The 14,531-nt window shown below is 52.8% G+C and carries 12 protein-coding genes; 8 read left to right on the top strand and 4 right to left on the bottom strand.

The genetic code is table 11. From position 1 onward, the window contains the following. The first annotated feature begins 98 nt into the window (after positions 1-98). The 3 genes from R9X49_RS13505 (at position 99) to sstT (ending at position 3,890) form a co-directional block, all read left to right on the top strand. Entirely contained in the window at positions 99-1,097 is a 999-nt protein-coding gene (locus R9X49_RS13505; RefSeq protein WP_319848895.1) for a Gfo/Idh/MocA family oxidoreductase, read from the top strand. A gap of 272 nt (positions 1,098-1,369) precedes the next feature. After that, positions 1,370-2,323, top strand: a complete 954-nt coding sequence (locus tag R9X49_RS13500) for a TerC family protein (protein ID WP_319848894.1) — start codon at positions 1,370-1,372, stop codon at positions 2,321-2,323. A 319-nt stretch (positions 2,324-2,642) separates the two neighbouring features. After that, complete coding sequence (gene sstT / locus R9X49_RS13495; protein WP_319848893.1) at positions 2,643-3,890, top strand: serine/threonine transporter SstT; 1,248 nt, start codon at positions 2,643-2,645, stop codon at positions 3,888-3,890. Between the two features lie 423 nt (positions 3,891-4,313). Here the strand turns inward: sstT and R9X49_RS13490 are convergent, their stop codons facing one another. From R9X49_RS13490 to uxaC, 4 genes are all read right to left on the bottom strand, one after another. Beyond that, positions 4,314-4,844 (bottom strand): YgjV family protein, encoded by a 531-nt coding sequence (locus R9X49_RS13490; protein ID WP_319848891.1) that lies wholly within the window; start codon positions 4,842-4,844, stop codon positions 4,314-4,316. An 89-nt stretch (positions 4,845-4,933) separates the two neighbouring features. Next, complete coding sequence (locus tag R9X49_RS13485) at positions 4,934-6,424, bottom strand: UxaA family hydrolase (RefSeq protein WP_014914080.1); 1,491 nt, start codon at positions 6,422-6,424, stop codon at positions 4,934-4,936. 19 nt (positions 6,425-6,443) lie between these two features. Continuing rightward, positions 6,444-7,910, bottom strand: coding sequence for a tagaturonate reductase (locus tag R9X49_RS13480; RefSeq protein WP_319848890.1), 1,467 nt, complete (start codon positions 7,908-7,910; stop codon positions 6,444-6,446). A 331-nt stretch (positions 7,911-8,241) separates the two neighbouring features. Next, a complete protein-coding gene (gene uxaC, locus R9X49_RS13475; protein ID WP_319848889.1) occupies positions 8,242-9,651 on the bottom strand; it encodes a glucuronate isomerase in 1,410 nt (469 codons plus the stop codon). Positions 9,652-10,067: 416 nt separating this feature from the next. On the opposite strand from uxaC, the gene R9X49_RS13470 reads away from it, so the two are divergent. The 5 genes from R9X49_RS13470 to R9X49_RS13450 all read left to right on the top strand — a co-directional run bounded on the left by R9X49_RS13470 (position 10,068) and on the right by R9X49_RS13450 (position 14,421). Then, positions 10,068-11,369, top strand: coding sequence for an MFS transporter (locus R9X49_RS13470; protein ID WP_225086824.1), 1,302 nt, complete (start codon positions 10,068-10,070; stop codon positions 11,367-11,369). Positions 11,370-11,579: 210 nt separating this feature from the next. Continuing rightward, positions 11,580-12,356 carry a transcriptional regulator ExuR gene (exuR, locus tag R9X49_RS13465; RefSeq protein ID WP_319848888.1) on the top strand — a complete coding sequence of 259 codons (777 nt, stop codon included), beginning with the start codon at positions 11,580-11,582 and terminating at the stop codon, positions 12,354-12,356. 588 nt (positions 12,357-12,944) lie between these two features. Beyond that, complete coding sequence (locus tag R9X49_RS13460) at positions 12,945-13,628, top strand: DedA family protein (protein ID WP_319848887.1); 684 nt, start codon at positions 12,945-12,947, stop codon at positions 13,626-13,628. A gap of 2 nt (positions 13,629-13,630) precedes the next feature. Beyond that, on the top strand, positions 13,631-14,026 hold the full coding sequence (mzrA, locus tag R9X49_RS13455) for an EnvZ/OmpR regulon moderator MzrA (RefSeq protein WP_271875963.1): 396 nt from the start codon (positions 13,631-13,633) through the stop codon (positions 14,024-14,026). 5 nt (positions 14,027-14,031) lie between these two features. Continuing rightward, on the top strand, positions 14,032-14,421 hold the full coding sequence (locus R9X49_RS13450) for a DUF1090 domain-containing protein (RefSeq protein ID WP_319848886.1): 390 nt from the start codon (positions 14,032-14,034) through the stop codon (positions 14,419-14,421). The last annotated feature ends 110 nt before the right edge of the window (positions 14,422-14,531 follow it).

The raw sequence follows: 14,531 nt of genomic DNA, 5'->3' as shown, positions 1-14,531 counted from the left end.
TTTTCTCTGCCGGAACGGGAAATGATTGACGTTGCCTTGTCATTTCACCGTGATAATCTCCATAGTCATTACCCATGCCTTCAGGATACCAAACGCTTATGATTCGCTTCGCTATTGTAGGAACCAGTTGGATCACCCGTCAGTTTGTTGATGCCGCCCACGAAACCGGCAAGCTGAAGCTCACCGCCATCTATTCGCGCACGGCAGAAAAAGCGCAGCCGTTTCAGGCCGACTACATGGTGGATACGCTCTTTGATTCACTGGAAGCCATGGCGAAATCCGACCTTATCGACGCCGTGTATCTGGCCAGCCCTAACGCGCTGCACTGCGAACAGGCACTGCTCTTCCTGAGCCACGGTAAGCACGTCATTTGTGAAAAGCCGCTGGCTTCCAACCGCTATGAAGTTGAACAGATGATCGCTTGCGCCAGAGAAAATCAGGTCGTGCTCTTTGAAGCGTTCAAAACTGCCAGCCTGCCCAATTTTAGCGTGATACAGCAGGCGCTGCCGAAAGTTGGCAGATTGCGTAAAGTGGTGCTGAATTACTGCCAGTATTCTTCACGCTACCCACGCTATCTGGCGGGCGAGAACCCGAATACGTTTAATCCTGCATTCTCCAACGGTTCCATCATGGATATCGGCTACTACTGCTTAGCCTTCGCCGTGGCGCTGTGGGGCGAACCGTGCACCACGCAGGCCAGCGCGACGCTATTGGAAAGCGGGGTCGACGCACATGGCAGCGTCATCCTGAATTACGGCGATTTCGATGTCACCATCATCCATTCCAAAGTCAGCCACTCCGCGATACCCAGTGAAATTCAGGGGGAAGACGGTTCGCTGGTGATTGAAAAAGTCTCCGAATGCCATAACGTGAAATTCATTCCGCGTGAAGGGAAACAGTTGGATCTCAGCCAGCCGCAGCATATCAACAGCATGCTGTACGAAGCGGAAGTCTTTGCCACGCTGGTAAGCGATAACGACATCAACCATGCGGAACTGGCGCGATCGCGCACCGTCTCCAGGCTGCTGACGGAAATTCGCCGCCAAACCGGCGTCGTGTTTCCTGCCGACGCCGCCGCACCGGGAAACGCGGAGTAAAGCAGCGATAATTATTTGACCAAGATCATCTTTTCACCTATCTTCTGTCAGGCAAAGGGGAGTAACTTTTCCGCCAGCTAATCGTCATTACGATGCGTTCCGCATCCGGTTACTGGGCAACTTTGATGAAAAGCTCAATTCTTGATGAGACAGCTTCATTAATGTTGTAAGTGAGACCTTGCCGGAAGGCGAGGTGCATTTGCAGCTTTAATAACAAGCGGCCAGCGTCCTTCCGACGTTGGCCGTTTTTGTTTCTATTTAAGGATCTTGCTATGCACACCATCGGCACGCCATGGTTATGGGGCAGCTTCGCTGCCATTGTTATAGTGATGCTGGCCATCGACCTGCTCTATCAAGGGCGCAAAGGGTCGACGGTAATGACGTTCAAGCAGGCTGCCGTCTGGTCTATCATCTGGGTTACGCTCTCGCTGCTGTTCAACGCCGGTTTCTGGTGGTATCTGGACGGCACAATGGGTCGCGAGGTTGCCAATGCCCAGTCGCTGGCCTTCCTGACCGGTTATTTGATCGAGAAAGCGCTTGCCGTTGATAACGTCTTCGTCTGGCTGATGCTGTTCGGTTACTTCGCCGTTCCCCCACAATACCAACGCCGCGTGCTGATTTACGGCGTGTTAGGCGCCATCGTTCTCAGAACGCTGATGGTGTTTGGCGGCAGTTGGCTGGTCACACAGTTCCAGTGGCTGCTCTACGTGTTCGGTGCGTTCCTGCTGTTCACCGGCCTCAAAATGGCGCTGGCGAAAGAAGATGACGGGGCGATCGGCGACAAGCCGCTGGTACGCTGGCTGCGTAGCCGTTTGCGCATGACGGATACCATCGAGAACGAAAAGTTCTTCGTCCGCCGTAACGGCATCCTGTATGCCACCCCGCTGTTTCTGGTGCTGATCATGGTTGAAATCAGCGACGTCATTTTCGCCGTCGACAGTATCCCGGCTATTTTCGCCGTCACGACCGATCCCTTTATCGTGCTGACGTCGAACCTGTTCGCTATTCTGGGCCTGCGTGCGATGTACTTCCTGCTGGCTGGTGTGGCTGAGCGCTTCTCGCTGTTGAAATATGGCCTGGCCGTCATCCTGATCTTCATTGGTACCAAGATGATGCTCATCGACATTTTCCATATTCCGGTGGCGATTTCTCTGGGTGTCGTTGCCAGCATTTTGATCATCACCATGCTGATCAACGTCTGGGTGAACAAGCGCGCCGAGCGTTAATCCTCTCCCCCTCTTCTCCGCACGGATTTCACTGTGCGGAGACCCTTTCCTCACTCCATCTTAGGGCGACGGACAAGGATGTCCGTGATAAAAAAACGTCAGGAACGTTTTTCAACGTTGCGCAGCAACGGCCCGTAGGGTGACGGACAAGGATGTCCGTCATAAAAAACCACATCATTGCTTTTCTCAAAAATAAATTTTCATATACTGACACGTGCAAACACATTTCGTTACGGAAAGAAAAAATCACCCGACGCATGTCAGAGGTGCCAAATCCGTACAGACAACCACTTAGCGGAACGGTTATCCCGTCAAAATTATGGAAACTCAACAGTCTCGTTTTTTGCAGTACATTACTCGCGGCAGCCTGGTTAAACAGATTCTTCTGGGGCTCGCAGCCGGGATTATTCTGGCCTCGCTGTCTACGCAGGCCGCGCTGGCTGCCGGTTTATTGGGAACGCTGTTCGTCGGCGCATTGAAAGCCGTCGCCCCCGTTCTGGTATTGGTGCTGGTCATGGCGTCTATCGCTAACCACCAGCAAGGGCAGAAAACCAATATCCGCCCGATCCTGTTTCTTTACCTCATCGGAACCTTCTCTGCGGCGCTGATTGCCGTTGTGCTCAGCGTTCTCTTCCCTTCTACGCTGGCGCTCAACGCGCAGGCTACCGACATCACACCGCCATCAGGTATTGTCGAAGTACTGGAAGGGCTGTTGATGAGCGTCATCGCCAACCCGATTCACGCCCTGCTGAATGCCAATTACATCGGTATTCTGGTTTGGGCCGTTGGTCTGGGTATTGCGTTCCGCCACGGTTCGGACAGCACCAAGAGCATGATTAACGATGCTTCCAACGCGGTCACCATGATTGTGCGCGTCGTGATTCGTTTCGCACCGCTGGGGATTTTCGGTCTGGTCGCATCAACGCTGGCGGAAACCGGCTTCGGCGCGCTGTGGGGCTACGCCCACCTGCTGATGGTGTTGATTGGTGGTATGCTGCTGGTGGCGCTGGTGATCAACCCGCTGATCGTCTACTGGAAGATTCGCAGCAACCCTTATCCGCTGGTGCTGCGCTGCCTGCGCGAGAGCGGCGTGACGGCCTTCTTTACCCGCAGTTCCGCTGCCAACATTCCGGTGAATATGGAACTGTGCCGCAAGCTGAATCTGGATGAAGACACCTACTCTGTCGCCATCCCGCTAGGTGCAACCATCAATATGGCAGGCGCTGCGATTACCATTACGGTGCTGACGCTGGCCGCTGCGCATACGCTGGGTATTCAGATTGACGTGCCGACCGCGCTGCTGCTCAGCGTCGTGGCGTCGCTGTGTGCCTGTGGCGCATCGGGCGTGGCGGGTGGTTCACTGCTGCTGATCCCGCTGGCATGCAGCATGTTCGGTATCTCCAACGATATCGCTATGCAGGTGGTCGCGGTTGGCTTCATCATCGGCGTCTTGCAGGACTCCGCAGAAACCGCGGTGAACTCCTCAACGGACGTAATGTTCATCGCCGCCGTGTGTCACGCGGAAGATGCCAAGCTAGCGGAAAAAGAGCGTTTGAATTTGCTGTAATTGATTAGGGGCTAACCCTTCCAGAGCTGTCTCTTAGTCATGTTTTATTCTGATGCGGAGACAGTTTCGTGTGCCACAATACCGTCATTTTCATGCTACCTCGTAGCACGCGCCCGACACAGGGCGGCTCAGCGCCGTCGCCCTGTGAACCCTGGCTTTTGGCTAAATTATGTCGCTGCGCGATGCCTTCGTCGGTATCAGGCTTAACGGACCGCTTGCGACACGTTTACTCGCCCCATAAATGGGACTCTCCCTTCGGGCCAGCACAAGTACTGTTCAAAAACGTCTCGACGTTTTTGTCAGACGTGGCGCAAGCTTTCGCCGCATCCATGCGACTCATCCTAAGCCTGCTATCTCCTCAGCATAATTTCTTACGCCGGATAACGTCCACATTCCCACATACAGCAAGCGCGATACTTGAAATTACGCTTTATTCTCTACGCTGAAAGGATCGATGCCGCGCTGCTGCATACGCCAGAAGCGGATGATGTTAAAGCCGTTCATCAGCAGGAAACTGCCTTCGATCAGCGATCCACCAATCGATCCCAGCCAGATATTATGTACCACCCAGCAGGCGGTTGAGCACCACATCACGCAGCGCGTCGTCAGCCCAGACGTACGAAACAGCGCCCAGGTACTGGCAACCGTGCCCGCTATCGGCAACAGCTCCATCGCATGGTGCATACCTGACAAACCAAAGAGCAGCGTCAGTGAGATAAAGACAAACATCACGAGGATGTTGTGTGTTTTCAGTGAGATTAGCGTACGTGCCGAGTTCAACAATGCGCTGGCACCTGCCGCATTTGCCCCCATCAGGAAGAAATGCAGACCAATGACGGCGCTGTATGCTGAGAGCTGTATTTTGAATTTTTTATCGTTACGGTTGAAAAACATGGTGATACCGACCAGAAACGCCAGTACACCAACAGACTGGGCAATCCAATAATGTGTCATGATCCCTGCCTCTAAAAAGTTGTGGCGAAAAAAAACGGCGCCATTATAAAAATGAAACGCCGTTTTATTTTAATTGGAATGGATAGAATTTACAACGTCACGCCGCTCTTAAATATGGCTAATTCGCGGAAGTCGTTCACTTCATTCTTCGTCCGCTTGCCGTCAGCAATCTCGACAATCAGCTCTACGAACTGGCTCAGCAGCTCATCCATCGGCATGTCATGGATCAGACGCCCCGCATCGAAATCAATCCAGTGCGGTTTCTTCTTCGCCAGTTCACTGTTGGTCGCCAGTTTTACGGTAGGTACGAATCCGCCGTAAGGCGTGCCGCGTCCGGTACTGAACAGCACCATATGGCAGCCAGCCCCCGCCAGCGCGCTGGTTGCGACGGCATCATTCCCCGGCGCACTGAGCAGGTTGAGCCCCGGAGTATGTAAGCGCTCACCATATTTCAGTACATCCACCACTTTGCTCTGTCCGGCTTTTTGCGTACAGCCCAGTGATTTCTCTTCCAGCGTGGTGATTCCCCCCGCCTTATTACCCGGCGATGGGTTTTCGTAAATCGGCTGGTCGTGCGCGATGAAGTACTGTTTGAAATCGTTCACCATGTGCACGGTTTTCTCAAACGTGGCTTCATCACGGCAGCGGCTCATCAGGATACGTTCCGCACCGAACATTTCCGGTACTTCGGTCAGCACGGTGGTGCCGCCGTTGGCGATCAGGTAGTCGGAGAAACGGCCTAACAGCGGGTTGGCCGTAATACCGGATAGCCCATCAGAGCCACCGCATTCCAGACCAAACTTCAGTTCGCTCAGCTTACCCGGCTCGCGTTTGTCATGACGCATCGCCTCATACAGCGTATGCAGACGTTCCAGGCCGGCTTCCACTTCATCGTCCTGCTGCTGACACACCATGAACGTTACACGATCGGAATCAAAATCGCCCAGCGTCGTGCGGAATGCATCAACCTGATTGTTCTCACACCCCAGACCGATCACCAGCACCGCCCCCGCATTCGGGTGACGCACCATGTTTTGCAGCATCGTACGGGTGTTTTCGTGATCCTGACCGAGCTGTGAACAACCGAAGGTATGACTAAACAGATAAACGCCGTCGATCCCTTCCGCGTCATTGGTTTCTTTCAGGAAACGCTGCTGGATCTGGCGAGCAATCCCGTTCACGCAACCGACGGTTGGCAGGATCCACAGCTCATTGCGGATACCCACATCGCCATTTTTGCGACGATAGAGCTGTACGTCCCGATCGCCCATCTGTGGCGGCAGTTCGAGGAACTCAGGCTGATACTGATATTCATCCAGATCGCTCAGATTGGTTTTCGCATTCTGGGAATGGATGTGTTCTCCGGGAGCAATAGACACCAACGCATGGCCGATCGGCAGGCCATACTTGGTAATCATTTCTCCCGGTGCGATGGTTTCCAGCGCGAACTTATGTCCGCGCACGACAGGTTGCTGAAGTGTCACCGTATGGCTATCCACCGACACCGTTTCGCCTTGCTCAACATCACGCAGGGCGACAGCCACATTGTCCAGAGAATGAATTTTTATAATACTTTGCATGGATAACCCTTCTTGCTGATTAGCAATAACCTTCCACGGCTGCGCGCATGCCGCGCTCAACGATGGTTTGCAACTGTTCAGTCACCTGCGCAGCCAGGCCAGGAACCTGTGTTAAATCCTGTTCCCAGTGATCGGCATCGCGCAGTACTACATTCACCAGCTCAGCCAGGCTGACGGTGTTTTCTTTTACGCCCGCCCACAGCGTGGAATAACGCTCCAGCCAGTGTGCATCGTCCTGCAACGGGTAGGTTTGCAACGCATCGCCTTCACCGCTGCGCTCGCCGCGATAGAACGCAATCAAGGCCGCCAGCGCAAACGTCAAGCGTGCAGGCAGTTCACCGTGGCGCTCGCGGTAAGTCAGCAGTTGCGGCAGGATACGGGTGCGGAATTTGGTCATACCATTCAGCGAGATAGATAACAGCTGATGCTGAATGAAAGGGTTACGGAAGCGGCTTAGCACAGCCTGAGCAAACGAGGTCAGTTCGTCATGCGGCAAATCCAGTACCGGCACAATCTCTTCGGCAATGGTTTTTTCCACGAATTTGCCAATCAGGGCATCATCCATCGACTCGCCAACGGTATCCAGACCCGCCAGGAATGCCACCGGCACCAGCGCGGTATGGGCACCGTTGAGAATCGCCACTTTACGTTCTTTATACGGCTTGATGTCATCAACGATACGAACGTTCAGATCCAACTTGTTCAGACGCAGCTCTTCCGCCAGCCACTGTGGCCCCTGAATCACAAACAGATAGAAATGTTCCGCCGTGTCCCAGAAGGTATCCTTGTAGCCCATTTCCTGCTCTAGCGCTTCAACTTCGGCACGTGGGTAACCCGTCACAATGCGGTCTACCAGCGTCGAGCAGAAGGTGTTGTGATCGTTCAGCCAGGCGGTAAACGTTGGCGTCAGCTTCCACTGTGCGGCATAGCGCAGCACCAGCTCTTTCAGCGCCACGCCGTTATAATCAATCAGTTCGCACGGTAACAGCACCCAGCCTTTATCCGCTGCGCCGTCAAAATGGCAGAAACGCTCATACAGCAGACGGGTTAATTTCGCCGGGAAGCTGACTGGCGGCGCGTCGTTCAGGCGGTCTTCCGCGTGATAGCTGATACCCGCTTCGGTGGTATTGGAGAAAACAAAACGAATGTTTGGATCGTGCGCCAGTGCCAGATACTCATCGAACTGACGGTACACGTTGATTTCACGGTTTACCGAACGGATCAGACGGGGTTCGCGCACGGCTTCACCCTGCTCGTTCAGACCGCGGATAATGGTGGTGTACAACCCATCCTGAGTGTCCAGCGCGGGCGGGAAATCGGAATCGATCGGACGAACAACGACAATGCCCGCATCCAGATCGGTATGTTCATTCAGCAAATCCAACTGCCAGTCGACGAAGGCGCGCAGGAAGTTACCTTCACCAAACTGGATAACACGATCCGGGTGTTGACGACCGGGGAAGTTACGACGATTTAACGTTTGCATTAACAGGCTACCTCAGGACGAATCTCACATTCAGGGCACGACCGAACCACCGTCATCCTTGCCCTGCTATATTCATTCCCGTCATACTTCAAGCTGCATGTGCGTTGGCTGCGTTCACTCACCCGAATCACTTACTCAAGTAAGCTCATCGGGATTCTCTCTCTTGCCGCCTTCCTGCAACTCGAATTATTTGGGGTATACATTCACCCGCACCGAATCACTACCAGTGCCGATGACAAAAGACCGAGACGCCGAGAGCCGCGGCGTAAGCCCCTTTGGGAATCTTACTGCCGCGCCTCTCGCGCAATTCACACCTTACGACGCGGCGGAATTACAGCTCGATGGCAAAATAGTTTTTAGCGTTATCGAAACTGATGTTTTTCACCATTTCGCCCAGCAACGGCAGATCGGCTGGCGCTTCGCCATCTTCCACCCAGCGGCCAATCATCTGGCACAGAATGCGGCGGAAATATTCATGGCGGGTGTAAGACAGGAAGCTACGGCTATCGGTCAGCATGCCGACGAAGCGGCTCAGTAAGCCAAGCTGTGCGAGCTGGGTCATCTGGCGCTGCATGCCGTCTTTCTGATCGTTGAACCACCAGCCGGAACCGAACTGCATCTTGCCCGGCATCCCTTCACCCTGGAAGTTGCCGATCATGGTGCCGAGCACTTCGTTATCGCGCGGGTTCAGGCAGTAAAGGATGGTTTTAGGCAACAGGTTTTCTTCATTCTGCTTGCTGAGCAGGCGAGACAGTTCCTGAGCCAGCGGACGGTCGTTGATGGAGTCGAAACCCACGTCCGGCCCCAGAAGCTTGAACTGACGCAGGTTATTGTTGCGCAGTGCGCCAATGTGATACTGCTGAACCCAGCCGCGACGCGCATATTCCGCCCCCAGCCAGACCAGAACGCCAGTCTTGAACTGCGCCACTTCATGTTCGCTCAGCGCTTCGCCAGAAAGACGACGCGCCAGAATACTGTCCAGCGTTGCCTCATCGGCTTCAGCAAACATCACGACATCCAGCGCGTGGTCAGACACTTTACAGCCGTGCGCCGCGAAGTGATCCAGACGTTTGGTCAGTGCGGCTTGCAGATCGCTAAAACGACGAATGTCGGTGTCGGACACTTCACCCAGTTTTGCCATATAGTCGTTGAAGGTTGCCAGTTCAATGTTGAACGCTTTATCCGGACGCCAGCTCGGCAGCACTTTGATAGAGAAGCTTGAATCCTGAGCTACGGTTTTATGGTGGCGCAGATCGTCAATCGGATCGTCCGTCGTACCGACCATTTTCACGTTCATCTGCTGCATGATGCCGCGCGCGGTAAAATCATCGCGTTCCAGCATGGCATTACAGCGATCCCAAATGTCTTTTGCCGTGCTTGGTGACAGCAGCGTGCCAGTTACGCCAAACGGACGGCGCAGCTCCAGGTGTGTCCAGTGATAAAGCGGGTTGCCGATGGTGTGCGGCACGGTAGCAGCCCAGGCTTCAAATTTTTCCCAGTCGCTGGCATCGCCCGTACACAAACGCTCAGGCACACCGTTGGTGCGCATCGCACGCCACTTGTAGTGATCGCCTTTCAACCAGATGTCATACAAATTTTTGAAGCGATAGTTTTCCGCGATCTGCTCAGGCGGCAGATGGCAGTGGTAGTCAAATATCGGCTGGTCGACGGCATACTCATGATAAAGACGACGGGCAAATTCACTGTCTAACAGAAAATCTTCACTCAGAAACTGGGGCATGTTTTCTTCCTTACCGTGCTTCTTGTGCACCAAATTAGTTGACCGTTAAAAGATATCACACCAATTATGCGCGATATCTCACAGTATTTGTGAGGTCATGATCGCAAAAATGTAACAAGCAGTACAATAACTCAGCATTTATCGCCTTAAACCGCTTGTCTCTCTCGATTTCAGCGAGCAATTCGTTATTCCGCATAAAAATAATGGTTTTATGATATCACTCAACTTTTAAAGTTGTATGACAAATTATTGTAGCGCTGCCTTAAGCAGGGATTCAATCGCTATCTCACAAAGAGAAGGGGTTTCCTGTTCAGCACAACAACAAAACGTGTCGTACCACATTACAAGACACCTCACACCGTGACGCTACTCAAGAGCCACCACTGTGTTTTTTATTGACTCGGAGAGAAAGTTAAATGCGTAAAATCAAAGGATTACGCTGGTATATGATCGGCCTGGTGACCATTGGCACCGTGCTGGGATACCTGACGCGTAATGCAATTTCTGTCGCCGCACCGACGTTACAGGATCAATTGCATATCACCACACAGCAATATTCTTACATCGTTGCTGCCTACTCAGCCTGTTATACCATTATGCAACCCATCGCTGGTTATGTGCTGGATCTGCTGGGCACCAAAATCGGCTATGCCATGTTTGCCATTCTGTGGGCTATTTTCTGTATGGGAACCGCGCTGGCAAACAGCTGGGGGGGGTTAGCGATCGCCCGCGGCGCGGTCGGTATGGCGGAAGCCGCGATGATCCCTGCGGGCCTGAAAGCCAGCAGCGAATGGTTTCCGGCAAAAGAGCGCTCTGTCGCGGTGGGTTACTTCAACGTGGGGTCATCCATCGGTGCGATGATCGCGCCGCCGCTGGTGGTGTGGGCGATTGTGGCACACAGCTGGGAAATGGCCTTTATCATTACCGGTGCGCTGAGCCTGGTCTGGGCCATCTGCTGGCTCGTTTTTTATAAACACCCTAAAGATCAGAAAAAACTCAGTGACGAAGAGCGCGACTATATTCTTAGCGGGCAGGAAGCGCAGCACCAAACCAATAACGCGAAGAAAATGTCTGCCTGGCAGATCCTGCGTAACCGTCAATTCTGGGGTATCGCGCTGCCGCGTTTTCTGGCTGAACCGGCCTGGGGAACGTTCAACGCGTGGATCCCGCTATTCATGTTTAAAGCCTACGGCTTTAACCTAAAAGAAATCGCCATGTTCGCGTGGATGCCGATGCTGTTCGCCGATATCGGCTGTATTCTGGGCGGCTACCTGCCGATGCTGTTCCAGAAATATTTCAAAGTGAACCTGATCGTTTCCCGCAAGCTGGTGGTGACGATGGGAGCGATATTGATGATTGCACCGGGGATGATCGGGCTGTTTTCTAGCCCTTACGTCGCCATCGCGCTGCTGTGCGTCGGCGGTTTCGCGCACCAGTCGCTGTCCGGCGCGCTGATTACTCTGTCATCTGACGTATTTGGCCGTAATGAAGTCGCCACGGCAAACGGTTTAACCGGTATGGCGGCCTGGATGGCAAGCACCATGTTCGCACTGGTTGTAGGCGCACTGGCCGATACGCTGGGCTTTAGCCCGCTGTTTGCTGCACTGGCGGTGTTTGACCTGTTAGGCGCCGTCGTCATCTGGACGGTGTTGAAAAACCAACCCGCTTCAGAAGTCGCTGCCGCGGCTGAAACCTTGAAAGAAGCCAACCAGCACTGATAATCCCTGCATTATCCTGACTCATCCGGTATGATCGGATACCGGGTGAGTCACCTCTCCCGCAATAACACACTGTGATAACTGTGACCGCAACATTGGTTGCTGCTATGATTAAGTGGTATAACAAATCATTCCTCAAAGATTAACGAGATAGACACTCAGGCCCTGACGTGGCACACGGACCGTCATCTATCGAGAGTAGACATCATCATGGCACTCACTGAACCCCGACGGCTATACCAGCAGTTAGCCGCAGAATTAAAACAGCGCATCGAAAGTGGTATGTACCAGGTCGGCGAAAAATTACCGGCAGAACGCTATATTTCTGAAGAAATGAACGTCAGCCGCACCGTGGTGCGCGAAGCCATCATAATGCTGGAAGTCGAAGGGTACGTTGAAGTACGCAAAGGTTCAGGCATTCACGTTATTTCCAACCAGCAGAAGACCCCGTTCATTAATAGCGGCGATATTGAATTCGTCGCGGCCGGTCCGTTTGAGCTGCTTCAGGCACGTCAACTCATTGAAAGCAATATTGCTGAATTTGCGGCCACGCAGGTAACCCGTCAGGACATCATTCAACTGATGGAAATTCAGGAGTATGCACGTCAGGAAGATCGCTTCCGTGATTCTCAGTGGGATCTCAAATTCCACGTTCAGGTCGCGCTGGCAACACAAAACTCTGCGATGGCGACTATCGTCGAAAAAATGTGGAGCCAACGGATCCATAATCCTTACTGGCGCAAACTGCATGAGCACATTGACGACAAGTCGATAGAAAGCTGGTGCGAAGAGCACGACCGCATTCTTAAAGCGCTGATTCGCAAAGATCCTTACGCCGCCAAGCTGGCCATGTGGCAACATCTGGAAAACACAAAACAGATGCTGTTTCGCGCCACGACGGACGATTTCGAGTTTAACGTCGATCGCTATATGTTCGCCGAGAACCCGGTCGTTCATCTCGATCAGATACACGCCGGTAAGTCTTAAAGCGGTTTTGCCCCTTGTTTTAAACGAGGGGTAACATTTTGGACACACTGGAAAAGGTCAGAAAACGTTGATTTCTGTCAGCGAGTGTAAAATATCGCAGAAATCCCAACTCTTCCTCGAAAAATCCCCCTAAACCGCCTCAGTTGTCGTAATATTTTTCTGTCTCAGCAACACCTATTTTGTTACAGTTAACGCGTCTTTCTTACGCTTAATCCGTCGCTTTGGATGTAAAGTCAGCCAAGACCAAACAATCCCTACCCGCCTGTTTATCGGGTTCGCAGCGAAAAGCGAGCATCAAGTCAGACACCTGCGTCACTATTGGGCGAAACAACACAGAGATCATAAAAAAAATCATAATCCTGCGCCCTGATATACCCTAAATAATTCGAGTTTCAGGACAGACGTTAACGTTTGAACAACGCAAAGCGTTGGCCCGCCAAAGCGAGGCACACACCAGAGTGCCGAGTACCGCTGCCAACGCACATGCAACTTGAAGTATCACGGGCATAACACTGTATTCGCTCTTATCATGTCCAGAAGCGTGATTGTCGCCAAGGCTAAATGCAACAGCAGTATTAGGAATACCGGATGGAATTAATCAAAGAACTGTTAAACGCACTCTGGCATCAGGATTTCGATATTTTAGCCGACCCCAAGCTGGTATGGACCATCTACATCTTGCTGTTTCTGATTATCTTTCTGGAAAATGGCCTGCTCCCCGCCGCTTTCCTGCCCGGCGATAGCCTGCTCATTTTGGTCGGCGTCCTCGTTGCCAAAGGCACAATGAATTACCCTTTTACCATATTTCTCCTGACGACGGCCGCCAGCCTCGGCTGCTGGGCCAGCTACATCCAGGGAAGATGGCTTGGCAATACGGGAGTGGTGCAGGGCTGGCTCTCACATTTGCCCGCGCACTATCATCAGCGCGCCCACCAACTCTTCCACCGTCATGGCTTGTCCGCACTATTAGTTGGCCGCTTTCTGGCTTTTGTAAGAACGTTATTACCGACCATCGCAGGCTTGTCAGGCCTGAATAACGCGCGCTTTCAGTTCTTCAACTGGATGAGCGGGTTCCTGTGGGTGTTTATTTTGGTTACGCTGGGCTTCGCCTTAGGGAAAACAACGATCTTCCTGAAATATGAAGACGAGCTGATGCTCTGCCTGATGATGCTGCCGCTGGCGCTGCTGTTTATCGGTCTGTTTGGATCGCTCTTTGTCCTGTGGCGTAAAAAGCGTGATGCGAAAGCAGATAACGCAGAAAAAGGAAGCTAACCGTGTCAATCCGCTGGTTATTCCCTAAACTTACCCCCAGAAAAGTAGGCCGCATACTGATATTGCTTGCCCTGCCCATTATCGCCTTGACGCAGTCCCAGTCGCCTCGCCATTCCCAGGATGATGCGATGCTGCACATCAAGCCTGACGATGGCGCCGCGCTGCCAGATGGCTTTTACGTGTATCAGCGTCTTAATGAAAAAGGCATTGCGATCAAAAGCATTACACCAGAGCAAGATAGCCTGATCGTCCGTCTTGCCTCGCCAGAACAGAGTATCGCTGCCAGAGATGTCCTGCGATTGTCTCTGCCCAAAGTCACCATTACCGCGCAGCAGGCGACAACCCCGACACCGTTCTGGCAGCAGAAACTGACACAGAAACAATCCAAACTGGGGTGACGAAGATGAAACAATTTCCATCCATCATTGCATTATCTGTCCTGCTTTCCGGCCACGCGCTGGCGAATACCGCCAATCAAGTGGAAACCTGTCAGCAGAAAGCGCAGGATATTCAGCGCCAAATCGATGAAGCGCGTAAGCACGGCAATCAGAACCGCATCAATGGGCTGGAGAAGGCGCTGGACGGCGTGAAAACCCACTGTACGGATGCTGGTCTGGCTGAGAAGCGTCAGGAAGCGATTGCGGAAAAGCGTAAAGACGTCGCTGAACGCCAGCAGGAACTGAACGAAAGCCGGCAGAAAGGGGATGACGCCGAAAAGATCCTCAAGCGCGAAAGAAAGCTGGCTGAAGCCGAGCAGGAATTACGCGCAGCGGAACGTGCCGCATCGCAATAACCCATCAATATATTGTCCCTATAAAACACACAGCAATTGTTCATTTTATATTCAAAAACCAAATCACTAAAATTTACAGCGAGTTATCAGAATTGTCCGTACCCGTTTGG

The organism is Pectobacterium carotovorum (genome assembly GCF_033898505.1).
GTDB lineage: Bacteria > Pseudomonadota > Gammaproteobacteria > Enterobacterales > Enterobacteriaceae > Pectobacterium > Pectobacterium carotovorum_J.
This window is presented reverse-complemented; position numbering and strand designations above follow the sequence as displayed.

What these genes read in the sequence shown, in the direction of transcription:
- sstT (WP_319848893.1), top strand. Translation starts at nt 2,643, where the DNA reads ATGGAAACTCAACAGTCTCGTTTTTTGCAGTACATTACTCGCGGCAGC.
- R9X49_RS13470 (WP_225086824.1), top strand. Translation starts at nt 10,068, where the DNA reads ATGCGTAAAATCAAAGGATTACGCTGGTATATGATCGGCCTGGTGACC.
- R9X49_RS13480 (WP_319848890.1), bottom strand. Translation starts at nt 7,910, where the DNA reads ATGCAAACGTTAAATCGTCGTAACTTCCCCGGTCGTCAACACCCGGAT.
- R9X49_RS13500 (WP_319848894.1), top strand. Translation starts at nt 1,370, where the DNA reads ATGCACACCATCGGCACGCCATGGTTATGGGGCAGCTTCGCTGCCATT.
- exuR (WP_319848888.1), top strand. Translation starts at nt 11,580, where the DNA reads ATGGCACTCACTGAACCCCGACGGCTATACCAGCAGTTAGCCGCAGAA.
- R9X49_RS13450 (WP_319848886.1), top strand. Translation starts at nt 14,032, where the DNA reads ATGAAACAATTTCCATCCATCATTGCATTATCTGTCCTGCTTTCCGGC.
- R9X49_RS13505 (WP_319848895.1), top strand. Translation starts at nt 99, where the DNA reads ATGATTCGCTTCGCTATTGTAGGAACCAGTTGGATCACCCGTCAGTTT.
- R9X49_RS13460 (WP_319848887.1), top strand. Translation starts at nt 12,945, where the DNA reads ATGGAATTAATCAAAGAACTGTTAAACGCACTCTGGCATCAGGATTTC.
- R9X49_RS13490 (WP_319848891.1), bottom strand. Translation starts at nt 4,844, where the DNA reads ATGACACATTATTGGATTGCCCAGTCTGTTGGTGTACTGGCGTTTCTG.
- R9X49_RS13485 (WP_014914080.1), bottom strand. Translation starts at nt 6,424, where the DNA reads ATGCAAAGTATTATAAAAATTCATTCTCTGGACAATGTGGCTGTCGCC.
- uxaC (WP_319848889.1), bottom strand. Translation starts at nt 9,651, where the DNA reads ATGCCCCAGTTTCTGAGTGAAGATTTTCTGTTAGACAGTGAATTTGCC.